This window comes from Streptomyces albidus (ex Kaewkla and Franco 2022), from assembly GCF_013870515.1.
Taxonomy (GTDB): Bacteria; Actinomycetota; Actinomycetes; order Streptomycetales; family Streptomycetaceae; genus Streptomyces; species Streptomyces albidus.
In genome coordinates, this window is record NZ_JACBXA010000187.1 from 1 (window position 1) to 11,901 (window position 11,901).

The 11,901-nt window shown below is 70.5% G+C and carries 10 protein-coding genes and 1 pseudogene; 2 read left to right on the plus strand and 9 right to left on the minus strand.

Going from position 1 to position 11,901, the window contains the following annotated elements; translation table 11 throughout:
- Positions 1-67: 67 nt before the first annotated feature.
- From proC to H5J26_RS22615, 3 genes are all read right to left on the minus strand, one after another.
- Positions 68-877 (minus strand): pyrroline-5-carboxylate reductase, encoded by an 810-nt coding sequence (proC, locus tag H5J26_RS22605; RefSeq protein ID WP_181767772.1) that lies wholly within the window; start codon positions 875-877, stop codon positions 68-70.
- Between the two features lie 157 nt (positions 878-1,034).
- Positions 1,035-1,772 carry an ABC transporter permease gene (locus H5J26_RS22610; protein ID WP_181767773.1) on the minus strand — a complete coding sequence of 246 codons (738 nt, stop codon included), beginning with the start codon at positions 1,770-1,772 and terminating at the stop codon, positions 1,035-1,037.
- A gap of 43 nt (positions 1,773-1,815) precedes the next feature.
- On the minus strand, positions 1,816-2,619 hold the full coding sequence (locus H5J26_RS22615) for an ABC transporter ATP-binding protein (protein WP_181767774.1): 804 nt from the start codon (positions 2,617-2,619) through the stop codon (positions 1,816-1,818).
- A gap of 728 nt (positions 2,620-3,347) precedes the next feature.
- On the opposite strand from H5J26_RS22615, the gene H5J26_RS22620 reads away from it, so the two are divergent.
- Complete coding sequence (locus H5J26_RS22620) at positions 3,348-4,844, plus strand: SulP family inorganic anion transporter (RefSeq protein WP_181767775.1); 1,497 nt, start codon at positions 3,348-3,350, stop codon at positions 4,842-4,844.
- A gap of 43 nt (positions 4,845-4,887) precedes the next feature.
- Here the strand turns inward: H5J26_RS22620 and H5J26_RS22625 are convergent, their stop codons facing one another.
- The 5 genes from H5J26_RS22625 to H5J26_RS22645 all read right to left on the minus strand — a co-directional run bounded on the left by H5J26_RS22625 (position 4,888) and on the right by H5J26_RS22645 (position 10,047).
- The gene (locus H5J26_RS22625) at positions 4,888-5,178 is read right to left on the minus strand and encodes a hypothetical protein (RefSeq protein WP_181767776.1); all 291 of its coding nucleotides are present in this window, start codon (positions 5,176-5,178) and stop codon (positions 4,888-4,890) included.
- 198 nt (positions 5,179-5,376) lie between these two features.
- Entirely contained in the window at positions 5,377-7,227 is a 1,851-nt protein-coding gene (ilvD, locus tag H5J26_RS22630) for a dihydroxy-acid dehydratase (RefSeq protein WP_181767777.1), read from the minus strand.
- Between the two features lie 263 nt (positions 7,228-7,490).
- Positions 7,491-8,108, minus strand: a complete 618-nt coding sequence (locus tag H5J26_RS22635) for a TetR family transcriptional regulator (RefSeq protein WP_181767778.1) — start codon at positions 8,106-8,108, stop codon at positions 7,491-7,493.
- On the minus strand, positions 8,105-8,944 hold the full coding sequence (locus tag H5J26_RS22640; RefSeq protein WP_181767779.1) for a sugar phosphate isomerase/epimerase family protein: 840 nt from the start codon (positions 8,942-8,944) through the stop codon (positions 8,105-8,107). The genes H5J26_RS22635 and H5J26_RS22640 overlap by 4 nt, the downstream gene beginning before the upstream one ends.
- 170 nt (positions 8,945-9,114) lie before the next feature.
- The gene (locus tag H5J26_RS22645) at positions 9,115-10,047 is read right to left on the minus strand and encodes a Ppx/GppA phosphatase family protein (protein ID WP_181767780.1); all 933 of its coding nucleotides are present in this window, start codon (positions 10,045-10,047) and stop codon (positions 9,115-9,117) included.
- Between the two features lie 49 nt (positions 10,048-10,096).
- Here H5J26_RS22645 and H5J26_RS22650 point away from each other — a divergent pair, with 49 nt between their 5' ends.
- Complete coding sequence (locus tag H5J26_RS22650; RefSeq protein ID WP_419183837.1) at positions 10,097-11,080, plus strand: hypothetical protein; 984 nt, start codon at positions 10,097-10,099, stop codon at positions 11,078-11,080.
- Positions 11,081-11,098: 18 nt separating this feature from the next.
- Here H5J26_RS22650 and H5J26_RS22655 read toward each other — a convergent pair.
- A pseudogene (locus H5J26_RS22655) lies at positions 11,099-11,901 on the minus strand (hypothetical protein); the annotation flags it as partial.

Here is an 11,901-nt window from a genome sequence, read left to right on the forward strand (position 1 = left end):
TGTTAGACCCTACACCACGCTCGCAGGTGCCCCAAACCTGGTCCGGAGAGGCTCCTGCGCAGGTGAATCAGCCCTTCCCGGCGGCCAGTTCACGGCTCCGGTCGCGTGCGGCCTCAAGTGCGTCGAGCACGGCGGCGCGTACACGGTGGTTCTCGAGCTCGCGGATCGCGTTGATGGTCGTGCCCGCAGGAGAGGTCACGTTCTCGCGGAGCGTCACCGGGTGATCGCCGCTGTCGCGGAGCATCGTGGCGGCGCCCACCGCGGCCTGGACGATCAAGTCGTGTGCCTTGTCGCGCGGCAGCCCGAGGAGGATGCCCGCGTCGGTCATCGCCTCCACCAGGAAGTAGAAGTAGGCCGGCCCAGATCCGGACAGGGCGGTGGTGGCGTCCTGTTGGCTCTCCGGGACGCGGAGCGTCTTGCCGACGCCGTTGAAGATCTCCTCCGTGAGCACGAGATGCTCCTCGGTGGCGTGCGTACCGGCGGAGACGACCGACATCGCCTCGTCCACCAGGGCGGGGGTGTTGGTCATCACGCGGACCACGGGTGTACCCGGCTGGAAGCGCTCCTCGAAGAGCGAGGTGGGGATTCCGGCTGCGCCACTGATGATCAGGCGCTCGACGGGGGTGTGGGGTGCCAGTTCGTCGAGGAGGGTCCGCATGTCCTGGGGCTTGACCGTGAGGATGAGCGTGTCCGCGCGCTCGGCGGCCTCCGTGTTGCTGACCGACTCGACGCCGTAGCGGTCCCGGAGTTCGTCCGCGCGTTCCGGACGGCGGGCGGTGACCATCAGCCGGGACGGTGACCAGCCGCCCCTGAGCATGCCGGAGAGCAGGGCCTCGCCGATCTTGCCTGTGCCGAGGACGGCGACTTTCTGGGTCATGGGGCGGTTCACCTCGTCCAGTGCGTACGCGTGCTGCGGCTCATCCTCGCACCGGTGGGAGGGCCCGAGTTGAACCGTCCGGCTGATGGATGCCCGGTGCGCCTCCGCATCACCGGTCCCGCCGCGCCCACCGGCCGGACGCCCCTCACCCGGGGCTCTACGCCGTTCGGCGCCGCAGCGTCGCCGCCCCGAGGAAGAGGACCAGAAGAGCCGAGCCGCCGACGATGGCGATGTCCCGGACGAAGTCGCCGGTGGCGTCGGTGTGCTGAAGGACCTCGTTCATGCCGTCGACGGCATAGGACATGGGGAGCACGTTGGAGATGTACTCCAGTACGGGCTGCATGGTGTCGCGCGGCGCGAAGAGGCCGCAGAGCAGGAGCTGCGGGAAGATCACCGCCGGCATGAACTGCACCACCTGGAACTCCGACGCCGCGAAGGCGCTCACGAAGAGCCCGAGGGCGGTGCCGAGGATCGCATCGAGCAGCGCGATCAGGAGAAGGAGCCAGGGCGAACCCGCGAAGTTGAGGTCCAGCAGCCATACGGCGACGCCGGTGGCGATGGAGGCCTGGACGATGGCGAGGACCCCGAAGGCGAGGGCGTACCCGGCGATCAGGTCTCCCTTGCCCAGCGGCATGGAAAGGAGCCGCTCCAGGGTGCCCGACGTCCGTTCACGCAGGGTGGCGATCGAGGTGACCAGGAACATCGTCACCAGCGGGAAGATGCCGAGCAGGGAGGCGCCGATGCTGTCGAAGGCGCGGCGGTCGGCGTCGAAGACGTAGTAGAGGAGGACGAGCAGCAGTACGGGGACGAACAGCAGGAGCGCGATGGTGCGGGGGTCGTGGCTGAGCTGGCGGAGTACCCGTCGGGCTGTGGCGAGGGTGCGTGATGGCTTCATGGCAGGTGCTCTCCGGAGGAGGTGTGCGTGAGAGAAGGCCGGGTCAGGAGTTGGATTCGGCCTCGCGGGCCTCGTCCACCAGGTGCAAGAAGGCGCCTTCGACCGAGTCGGTGCCGGTGCGGGTGCGCAGCGCTTGGGGGGTGTCGGCGGCCAGCAGCCGGCCGGAGCGCATGAGCAGCAGGCTCTGGCAGCGGTCCGCCTCGTCCATGACATGGGACGAGATGAGGAGGGTGGTGCCGCGCTCGGCCGCGAGGCGGTGGAAGAGGTCCCACAGGTCGCGGCGCAGGACGGGGTCGAGGCCGACCGTGGGTTCGTCGAGCACCAGCAGCCGGGGCGAGCCGAGCAGGGCGACCGCGAGGGAGACGCGGGAGTGCTGGCCGCCGGAGAGGTTGCCGGTGAGGGCGTCGGCGTGCGACATGAGGTCGACGTCGGTGAGTGCGCGGGTCACCTGGTCGGCGCGTTCGCGGCGCGGGATGCCGAGCACGGAGGCGTAGTAGTCGAGGTTCTGGCGTGCTGTCAGGTCTCCGTAGACCGAGGGGTCCTGGGTGACGTAGCCGACGCTCGCCCGCAGGGGCGCGGCTCCCGCGGGACTGCCGAGGACGTCGAGAGTGCCGGTGACCTTGGCCTGGGTGCCGACGACGGCGCGCATGAGCGTGGACTTGCCGCAGCCGGACGGGCCGAGCAGACCCGTGACGGTGGCCGGGGCGACGTCGAAGGAGAGGTCGTCGATGACCGTACGGCTGCCGCGGACCACGGTGAGGTGCTCCGCGTGGACGGCCGGGGCCGACGACGCCGTCCCGTGAGGTGCTGGTGCCGTGGTGCGCACGGGTGGGCGTTTATTCATCATGCGATGAATAATGCGACCGGCTGTGCGGCACCGTCAAGCGGCATGTGCACGCGACCTGCGTGCGGCGACGGGCGGTCTTGATCCACAAGGCCTGAATGCAGCCATCTGTACGGCGGTTTTCACTCACCGTGCATGTGCCGACTTGCAAATGCGCACACGGGAATGGACACAATGAAGCCTCATGTCCACCACCCGGACCGAGGGAGAGCGGATGGGGCCGAGCAGGCACGTCATGCGGACGCTGATCGCGGCCGTCACCCTGCTCATCGCCACCCTCCTGTCCGTCGAGTGTGCATCTGCGCAGGTAGTTCCCGAGAGCGCCCGCACGGTCACTTCGGCCGAGGCGCCGTCAGCGCCCGTGATCCAGTCCCCGGGGCCGGCGGAGGACGACTGCCGGCCGCGGCGCGGCGCCCGCCACTCGGTCAGCGTTCCGTCGTCGGCGCCCCTTACCGGACATGTGTGCGGTTGCGATTCCCGCTGGGGACATGCTCGTGACGGAGCAAGATCCGTCACCGTACGTGAAAGCGCGCCCAAGGCGAGATCCGTCGGGTTGCCGCTCCTCCTTCAGACGTTCCGCTGCTGATCCCCCGCGCCCACCGGCGCTGATTCCGGGCTGCCGTCCGGACAGGCAGTAAGGGTGCCGACGCGCCCGTGATCCCTCCCATGCAGCGAACTGAACTCCCCGCCCCGCACGAGCACCGTGCGGTGAGGCGGGATGGAGGCGACCCATGCGAACGAAATCCAAGATCCGCACCACCTTGCGGGCCGATGTCACCGCGTCCTTCGTGGTCTTCCTCGTCGCCCTTCCCCTGTGCGTGGGGGTGGCCGTCGCGTCCGGGGTGCCGGCCGAACTCGGCCTGATCACCGGCATCGTGGGCGGTCTGGTCACCGGGCTCCTGCCCGGCAGCAGCCTCCAGGTGAGCGGCCCGGCCGCCGGGCTGACCGTGCTTGTCTTCGAAGCCGTGCAGGCCTACGGGCTGGGCGTGCTCGGTGTCCTGGTGCTGTGTGCCGGGGTGCTTCAGCTGGCGATGGGCGCGCTGCGGCTGGGCAGATGGTTCCGGGCGATCTCCGTCGCAGTGGTCCAGGGCATGCTCGCCGGGATCGGGATGGTGCTGATCGCAGGTCAGGTGTACACGCTGGCGGACGTGGAGGCGCCGAGCACCGGGCCAGGGAAGCTCATGGGGCTGCCCGCGCTCGGCGCCGAACTGCTCACCTCGGGCACGGCGCTCACCGCGGCCGGTGTCGGAGTGGGAACGGTCCTGGTGCTCGTCGCCTGGCCGAAGTGGAAGCGCGCGGCCAAGGTGATGCCCGCGCCGCTGACCGCCGTCGCGCTGGCGACAGCGGTGACCGTGGTGCTCGATCTGCCGATCGCCCGGGTGCGGGTGCAGGGCCTGCTGGAGGCCGTACAGCCGCCGGGGACCGGTGACTTCGCGGCGCTGGCGTCCTTCGGCGTACCGGCGACGGTGCTCGCCTTCACCCTCATCGCCTCTGCCGAGTCGCTGTTCAGCGCGGCCGCCGTGGACCGGCTGCACGACGGTGCCCGTACGGACTACGACAGGGAGTTGATGGCGCAGGGCGCGGGCAACGCGGTCTGCGGTGCGCTCGGCGCGCTGCCGATGACGGCGGTCATCGTCCGCAGCTCGGCGAATGTGGCAGCGGGCGCGCGAACCAAGCTCTCGCGGGTGCTGCACGGGGTGTGGCTGCTGCTGTTCGTGGCCGCGCTGCCGGCCGCGCTGGGGATGATCCCGGTCGCCGCCCTCGCAGGTGTGCTGGTGCATGCGGGCTGGAAGCTGATTCCGGTTCGGGAGCTCGTGCCGCTGTGGCGGGAGCACCGGGCGGAGGCGGTGGTGCTGGCGGTCACCGCGATCGCCATCGTGGGGATCAACATGTTCGAGGGCGTGCTGATCGGGCTGCTGCTGGCGGTGGTGAAGTCGGCCTGGGAGATCTCGCACGTGCAGGTCGAGTCGGAGGACGCGGGGACGGAACTGCCGTTGCGCGTACGGGTGACGGGCAACGCGACCTTCCTGCGCCTGCCGAAGCTGCTGGACCAGTTGGAGGCGCTGCCTCCCGCTCGTACGGTCGAGCTGAACCTGTCCGGGTTGCGGCACGTCGACCACGCGTGCGGGATGGCGCTGGCCGCGTGGGAGGAGGAACACAACTCCCGTGCCGGGAAGGTGGCTTCACCGTCCGCGCGGTCCGCCGGGGCAGGCCGCGCGCCGATGTGACCGGTCTCGCAGCCGTACGGGCGGCCCCGGCGAGTCCGGAGGGTCACTCGACCTCGCGCATCATCTTCTTCTCCAGCGAGACGATGGACTGCCGGGCCGCAGTGAGTTCCTCGATGCTGCGGCGGTGCAACTCGACGTTGTCCTCGAGCAGTTGAGCGTACTTGTGAGCCAGCTGCTTGTACTGCTCCTCGCGCGCGGCCAGCATGCGGGCGCGCCAGGTCGCGGCGATCTGCCAGACGAGCACGATCAGCAGGACGAAGACGCCTGCCGTGCCGAGTGCCGCCGCCCAGACTCCCGCCGGATCCGCCGCCGCTACGACCAGTTCCTGATCCACTTCGCCGCCCCCTCTTCCCGGTCCCCGCTCTCCCCCGTCCCGCCGGCTCCTGTGGCGGCGGGAGGGGATGCGGAGCGTCCTCGAATGATGCGCTCGGCGCGGGAGCCGCCGGAATGCGGAAGGGCGGATCTGGGGGCGTGGTCAGGGTTTTCACCCACGCCCCCGATCGGGGTGCCCCGGGGGTTCGAGTGGTGCCGGTCAGGCGTTCTGGCCGCCGAGCTGCGTCAGGTCGCGCACCGCACCCTTGTCGGCGCTGGTGGCCATGGCGGCGTAGGCACGCAGGGCCGTGGAGACCTTGCGTTCGCGGCCGGTGGGCGAGTAGTCGCCGTTCAGCGCCTCGCGGCGTGCGGCCAGCACTCCCTCGTCCACGTTCAGCTCGATGGTGCGGTTCGGGATGTCGATCACGATCTCGTCGTCGGTCTCGACCAGCGCGATCGTGCCGCCGCCCGCCGCCTCCGGTGAGACGTGACCGATGGAGAGGCCCGAAGTGCCGCCGGAGAAACGCCCGTCGGTGATCAGTGCACAGGCCTTGCCCAGGCCGCGCCCCTTGAGGAAGGAGGTGGGGTAGAGCATCTCCTGCATGCCGGGGCCGCCCTTGGGGCCTTCGTAGCGGATGACGACGACGTCGCCTTCCTTGACCTGCTTCTTGAGGATCGCGTCGACGGCCTGCTCCTGCGACTCGACGACAACCGCCGGGCCGGTGAAGGTGAGGATCGACTCGTCGACGCCCGCGGTCTTCACGACGCAGCCGTTCTCGGCGAGGTTGCCGTACAGCACGGCCAGGCCGCCCTCTTGCGAGTAGGCGTGCTCGACGTCGCGGATGCAGCCGCCGGCGGCGTCGGTGTCGAGGCTGTCCCAGCGCTCGGACTGCGAGAAGGCGGTGGCGGAGCGGACGCAGCCGGGCGCCGCGTGGAAGAGCTCGGTGGCCGTGGCGGAAGGTGAACCGCCGCGGATGTCCCAGTTCTTGAGCCAGTCGGCCAGCGACGGGGAGTGCACGCTCTGCACGTCCTCGTTCAGCAGCCCGGCACGGTTGAGCTCACCGAGGATGGCGGGGATGCCGCCGGCGCGGTGCACGTCCTCCATGTAGTACGTGCCGTTGGGCGCGACCTTCGTCAGGCAGGGCAGAGCGCGGGAGAGCGCGTCGATGTCCGCCATGGTGAAGTCGAGTTCGGCCTCCTGGGCCGCGGCCAGCAGGTGCAGGATCGTGTTGGTGGAGCCGCCCATGGCGATGTCCAGCGCCATGGCGTTCTCGAAGGCCGCCCGGCCGCCGATGTTGCGCGGCAGCACGGTGTCGTCGTCCTGCTCGTAGTAGCGAGTGGCCAGCTCGACGACCGTACGGCCCGCGTCCTCGTACAGAGCCTTGCGGGCGGTGTGCGTGGCCAGCACCGAACCGTTGCCCGGCAGCGCCAGACCCATGGCCTCCGCCAGGCAGTTCATCGAGTTGGCGGTGAACATGCCGGAACAGGAGCCGCACGTGGGACAGGCGCTGTCCTCGATGCGGAGCATGTCCTCGTCCGAGACGCTGTCGTTGGCGGACTCGGCGATGGCGCTGATCAGGTCGAGCTTGCGGACCGTCCCGTTGACGAGCGTGGCCGTGCCCGACTCCATGGGGCCGCCGGAGACGAAGACCGTGGGGATGTTGAGCCGCATCGCGGCGTTCAGCATGCCCGGCGTGATCTTGTCGCAGTTGGAGATGCAGATCAGGGCGTCGGCGCAGTGCGCCTCCGTCATGTACTCCACGGAGTCCGCGATCAGGTCGCGGGAGGGCAGGGAGTAGAGCATGCCGCCGTGACCCATGGCGATGCCGTCGTCCACGGCGATGGTGTTGAACTCGCGCGGGATGCCGCCCGCGGCCTTGATCGCATCACTCACGATCCGGCCCACCGGCTGGAGGTGCGTGTGGCCCGGCACGAACTCGGTGAAGCTGTTGGAGACCGCGATGATCGGCTTGCCGAAGTCCTCGCGCGCTACGCCCGAGGCCTGCATGAGGGCTCGGGCGCCCGCCATGTTGCGGCCGTGGGTGACGGTGCGTGACCTCAGCTCGGGCATGGTGGCACTCCCCTTGTACGGTGCGTGCGCCTTCCGACGACGCGTGGTGTCGTCCGGTGTGCGCTGCCGGTGTCCTCGCCCGGGCGGCCTTATGCCGTGCGCCTGGGCGGCGGGGCAGCTCGCACATGCGGTGACCTTCGAGACTACGCCCACGCGCCCGGGATCTGGACCTCAAGACCACATTCTGAGATCGGCTGACCGCTCCTTGAGCCGGCCCGACCGGATGCGCCGCAGGGACGGCGTCTCTTGATCAGCCGGACCGCTCAGCCCGTCAGATGCCGCTGCACCACGGGCGCGAGCCGTCCGGTCAGCTCCTCCGGAGGCAGGGACGCCAGAGGCTCCACCTTGACCACGTAGCGCAGCAGGGCCATGCCCACGAGCTGGGACATCGCCAGCTCCACCCGCAGTTCCGCGTCCGGGCCCTCCAGGCCTCGGGCGACTCGTTGGACCATGTTGCGGCCGATGAGCCCGCGGAAGATCGTCGCGGCGCTCTCGTTGTTGACCGCGGAACGCATGATGGCCAGCAGCGGATCACGGGTGACCGCGTCCTCCCAGATGCCGAAGAAGTAGCCGACGAGCTGCCGGCCCCAGTCCTCACGGTCCTGCGAGAGCAGCAGGTCGGGCAGCCCGACGGCCGGTGCGAAGGCGCCCATGACGGCCGCGGTGAAGACCTGCTCCTTGGTGCCGAAGTAGTGGTGGACCAGTGCCGGGTCCACGTCGGCGCCCCGTGCGATGGCACGGACCGACGCCTTGTCGTAGCCGCGCTCGGCGAACTCCGTCCGTGCCGAGCTGAGAATCCTGTCGCGCGTCGCCGGTTCGCCCGCGACCTTCTCCGACGAGGCCGGACGGCCGCGTCTGCGTACCGGCCCCTCGGCGCTCACCGCTGCCTCTGCGGGGGCGCTCCCCCTACGGCCGCGGAGGCGAGGTGGAGCCGGGTGTAGGCGAGCGCCTCGGCGAGGTCGGTCTCACGCTCGGCCGCTGACATGGCCCGGCGGGTGTTGACCTCGACGACGACGTGGCCGTCGAAGCCGTTGGCGCCCAGCCGCTCCAGCAGCTCGGCGCACGGCTGGGTGCCCCGGCCCGGAACCAGGTGCTCGTCCTTGTTGGAGCCGGTGCCGTCGGCGATGTGCACGTGGCCGAGACGGTCGCCCATGCGGTCCACCATGGCGAGGGTCTCCGTGCGCGAGGTCGCGGTGTGCGAGAGGTCGATCGTGAAGTGCCGGTAGTCGTCCTGGGTGGGGTCCCAGTCGGGGGCGTAGGCCATCATCTCGCGGTCGCGGTAGCGCCAGGGGAACATGTTCTCGACGGCGAAGCGCACGTCGGTCTCCCCGGCCATCCGCCAGATGCCGCTGACGAAGTCCCGGGCGTAGTTGCGCTGCCAGCGGAAGGGCGGGTGGACCACCACCGTCGACGCGCCCAGCCGCTCAGCCGCGGTACGTGCCCGCTGCAGCTTCACCCACGGGTCCGTGGACCAGACCCGCTGCGTGATGAGCAGGCAGGGGGCGTGCACGGCGAGGACGGGCACACCGTGGAAGTCCGAGAGGCGGCGCAGGGCTTCGACGTCCTGGCTGACCGGGTCGGTCCACACCATGACCTCCACCCCGTCGTAGCCGAGGCGCGCAGCGATCTCGAAGGCCGTCGCAGTGGACTCCGGATAGACGGAGGCCGTGGACAGGGCGACCTTCGTATCGGGTACGCGCACAGCAGGTTGAGCCACAGCAGACAGCCTAAGGCTCCGGCAGTGTGATCAGCCGGGGCTCCGGGACGTGGTCGGCAGGCCCCCCGGAGCGCCACACCTGATGATCACGCTGCTGGTCACGACGCTGCCGCGCGGGCCCGCCGGAGCTCTGGGGGTGGCCGGCGGGGCGCCCACGCCCGTGAGGGATCTCACGCGCGACGCAGATGGTCGAGGCGCCGCAGGATCACGCCCTCACGCAGCGCCCAGGGGCAGATCGTCACCTCCTGGACGCGGAAGATCTCCAGAGCGCCCTCCGCGACCAGGGCTCCAGCGACGAGTTGACGGGCACGGCCTTCGGACACCCCGGGGAGCTCGGCACGTTCCGCGGCCGGCAGGTCTGCGAGCTGCGGCACCCACTCCTCCAGAGACGCCCGCGTCAACTTCCGCTCCACGTACGGGCCTTCAGCTGTACGGGCGGCGCCCGTGATGCGTGCGAGCTGCTTGAACGTCTTGGAGGTGCCGACCACGTGATCCGGCGGATTGAAACGGTTGAACTCACCGGCGACGCGGGCGATCTCGGCACGCACGTGCCGGCGCAGCGCCCGCACGTCGGAGGTGTCCGGCGGGTCCTCCGGCAGCCATCCCGCGGTGAGCCGGCCCGCGCCCAGCGGGAGGGAGACGGCGACATCGGGCTCCTCGTCCTGCCCGGACGCCATCTCCAGGGAGCCGCCGCCGATGTCCAGGAGCAGCAACTGCCCCACGGACCAGCCGAACCAGCGGCGCGCGGCCAGGAACGTCAGGCGTGCCTCGTCCTCGCCGGAGAGCACTTCGAGCTTGACGCCCGTCTCATCGGCGACGCGTGCCAGGACCTGTTCCGCGTTGGCCGCCTCGCGTACGGCGGAGGTGGCGAACGGCAGCAGGTCCTCCACGCCCTGGTCCTCGGCGACCTGGAGGGCGTCGGCCACCGTGCGGGAGAGGCGGTCGATCCCGTCGGGGCTGATCGCGCCGTCCGCGTCGAGGAGTTCGGCGAGCTTGAGCTCCGCCTTGTGGGAGTAGGCGGGCAGTGGACGCGCGCCGGAGTGCGCGTCCACGACGAGGAGGTGGACCGTGTTCGAGCCCACGTCGAGGACACCAAGTCTCATGGGGTGAACGCTAGCTGTATCTGACGGTGCCACGGTTACCCTGGGGCACGTGGGTAAGACGAAAGCGGCGAAGCGCCAGAAGCAGGACAGGTCAGTACAGCTGGAGCAGGCGGCACAGACCGCCCCACCGGCACCACCGGTGGCGGTGCCGGCACCCGTCTCGCGGGAGGTGGCGTCCTCACCGGCCGTGCCCCCAGCTCCGGACCCGGCCGATCCCCGCAAGGAGGAGACGGGCCTGGACTTTCCGCGCGCCTGGGTCGAGTTCAACGACCCCGCCGACGACGAGCAGATCTTCCGGTGCGATCTGACCTGGCTCACCTCACGCTGGAACTGCGTGTTCGGGCAGGGCTGCCAGGGCATCGAGGCGGGCCGCGCGACGGACGGCTGCTGCACGCTCGGCGCCCACTTCGCCGACGAGGACGACCAGAAGCGCGTGGCCTCGCATGTGGCGCGGCTCACACCGGAGATCTGGCAGTTCCACGCCGAAGGCACGGCCGACGGCTGGATGCAGGAGGCCGAGGTCGACGAGGACGACGACGAAGAGGACGAGGACGAGGGGCCGACGCTGCAGACGCGCCGCCTCGACGGTGCCTGCATCTTCCACAACAGGCCTGGATTCCCCGGCGGCCAAGGGTGCTCCTTGCACATGCTGGCGCTGCGGGAGGGCCGGGAGCCGCTGGAGACCAAGCCCGACGTGTGCTGGCAGCTGCCGGTCCGGCGGACCTTCGAGTGGGTGGAGCGGCCCGACGGCGAAGAAGTGCTGATGGTCTCGATCGGCGAGTACGACAGGCGGGGCTGGGGTTCCGGCGGGCACGACCTGCACTGGTGGTGCACCTCCGCACCGTCGGCGCACGGTGCGGGCGAGCCGGTGTACGTCTCGTACAAGCCGGAGCTGACAGAGCTGATGGGCGCGGCGGGATACGAGCGCCTCGCGGAGCTGTGCGAGCAGCGTCTCGCCGCGGCCACGCCCCGCGCCGCGGGATTCCCTGCGCTGCCGCTGCTGGCCCCGCACCCGGCCGATCCGCAGAACTGAGCGGCAGGCGGGGCGAGTTCAGCTCGGCGGAGGGCTGGGCTCGCCGGAAGTCGGAGGATCCGACGGCGGAGGCGTCGTCGGATCGTCGGAAGGCGGCGGGTCCGAGGGCGGGGGAGTCGTCGGATCGTCGGAAGGCGGCCTGGTGGGGGGCGTTGAGCCCGAGCCACGCCCCTGGATCGTGACGACGGCCCCGGACGGCGACACCCTGATGTTGGCCGACCAGGCGCGGGAGGGCTCACGGCTGCGTACGACGGAGACCCTCACGGTGACGGACTCCCCGGGACGCAGCACACCGCTCGTACGGCTGAAGCTCAGCCAGGAGGCGCCGCCGTACATCGACCAGCGGACCGGTGAACTCCCCTTCGCAGTCAGCCTGATGAGCGTCGACCCGCCGACCGGGCTTGCGTCGACGCTCAGTCGGCCGGAGTTCGAGCCCTCGCCCTCGCCGTTCTTCTTGTCGCCGTCCGAACGGCCTTTCCCCTTGCGGGAGTCGGCGTCCTTCTTGCCGTGCTGCTTCCTGTGGCCGTCGTGGCCGCGTGAATCGTCCTGGGCGGCGTTCTCGTACGGCCTCCCGCGCAGCACCGAATCCCCGTCGCGGTCGGCCGCGGAGATTGACCTGCCGTCCGACTCGCCGGTGAAGGGCGCGCCGCGGTAGGCGGCCCACAGCGCGAGCACTGGAGCGGCGACGACCGTGGCGACGACGGTGGTGGTGACGGCGCGGCTGCGCAGCCGGTCCCGGCGGGCGCTCCGGTCCTTGACGTCGACCGGGAAGCCGGTCCTGTCGAAGCGTGGAGCGTGCTTCGCGCGTGCGCGGCGCACGG

Excerpts from the sequence above, each read along its gene's own strand:
- proC (WP_181767772.1), bottom strand. The coding sequence starts at position 877 with ATGACCCAGAAAGTCGCCGTCCTCGGCACAGGCAAGATCGGCGAGGCC.
- H5J26_RS22610 (WP_181767773.1), bottom strand. The coding sequence starts at position 1,772 with ATGAAGCCATCACGCACCCTCGCCACAGCCCGACGGGTACTCCGCCAG.
- H5J26_RS22615 (WP_181767774.1), bottom strand. The coding sequence starts at position 2,619 with ATGATGAATAAACGCCCACCCGTGCGCACCACGGCACCAGCACCTCAC.
- H5J26_RS22620 (WP_181767775.1), top strand. The coding sequence starts at position 3,348 with ATGCGAACGAAATCCAAGATCCGCACCACCTTGCGGGCCGATGTCACC.
- ilvD (WP_181767777.1), bottom strand. The coding sequence starts at position 7,227 with ATGCCCGAGCTGAGGTCACGCACCGTCACCCACGGCCGCAACATGGCG.
- H5J26_RS22645 (WP_181767780.1), bottom strand. The coding sequence starts at position 10,047 with ATGAGACTTGGTGTCCTCGACGTGGGCTCGAACACGGTCCACCTCCTC.